1 protein-coding gene and 1 pseudogene are annotated in these 1,243 nt (G+C 59.8%); both read right to left on the minus strand.

All coding sequences use genetic code 11. From position 1 onward, the window contains the following. Positions 1–935: ABC transporter permease (locus AB7C87_RS24150; protein WP_369732099.1), on the minus strand; the 935-nt coding region annotated here is incomplete at its 3' end. A gap of 15 nt (positions 936–950) precedes the next feature. Continuing rightward, positions 951–1,243, minus strand: a pseudogene (locus AB7C87_RS24155) (hypothetical protein); the annotation flags it as partial.

Here is a 1,243-nt window from a genome sequence, read left to right on the forward strand (position 1 = left end):
ACGACGCCGAAGGTGATCACGAGGAACGTCCCCATCATCAACGGCATATCCCGATACACGATCCCCTGTTCCATCTCGAAGCCGATGCCGCGGTACTGGAAGAGGATCTCGAGGATGATCGAGCCGCCGAACATGAAGCCGATCGAGATGAGGAGGCTGGTATAGAGCGGAAGGACGGCGTTTCGGCCGACGTAGCGAAGCGCGATGCGTCGGTCCGGAAGACCTCGAAGTCTGGCGACTCTGACGTAATCCTCACCGAGGACCTGAATGCTGTTGCCGCGCATGGTGAGTGCGAGCAGGCCGTAGCCGGTGATGATGAACGAGAGTGCCGGTAACATCGCGTGGTGGAACGCGCCACCGATGAACTCGATGGTGAAGCCGGGATCGACGCCAGAGGGGTAGCGTCCACGAACCGGAAATAGTGGTGTCCGGTAGCCAAGGAACGCGATGAAGACGACGGCGGCGACGTAGTAGGGGATGGAGCTGAGGAGGATTCCGACGCCCGTATTCGCGAGGTCGAACGTCGAGCCCTCCTTGTAAGCCATGATGGCGCCGAGCGAGAGTGCAATGGCGAACATACCGAGGGTCGAAAGCGACATGAGAAACAGGGTCCATGGCAGTGTGTCGGCGATGATCGCGTTCACGCTTTCGCCGCCGTACCGAATAGACGTGCCGAAATCACCCTGGACGAGCGCGGACATGTACTGGTAGTACGCCTCGTGGATCGGCGCGTCGGGGTCGACGTTGAGCTGTGAGGCGACCATCTCGCGGAGTTGCTCGCGCGGAATGTTCGAGCCCTGTGCTTGCTGTTGTAACTGAGAGGCCATGATATCGGCCGCCCCGCCGGGCATCAGTCGGATGAGCCCGAACGAGAGGGTGGCGACTGCCCAGAGGGTGAATATCGCCTGCCCGGTCCGTTTGATAAACCAGTTCATAGAAAACAGTAGCAGTCAGTCTTCGGCGGCACTCGTCGCCTTCAGTTCGTCCTGCTTGGCCAGCCAGTACATCGGCCAGAACGTCTGGAAGTGTTTGGATTCTTCCTGGGCGGGGAACTGCCACCCGTCGCGGTCGATGAACGACTGCTCGAACTTTTCATCAACACAGAACATCGGCAGGTCCTCGTTGAACAGCCGTGCGAGCCGTTCGACGCTCTCTTGAATCACTTCATCGTCGTTGGTGTTTGCGATCGTCGACAGTTCCTCGCGCGGGTTGACGCTGATCTCGCCGCCGTTGCCGTCCGGAA

Origin of the sequence: Natrarchaeobius versutus, from assembly GCF_041205745.1 — an archaeon.
Taxonomy (GTDB): Archaea; Halobacteriota; Halobacteria; order Halobacteriales; family Natrialbaceae; genus Natrarchaeobius; species Natrarchaeobius versutus.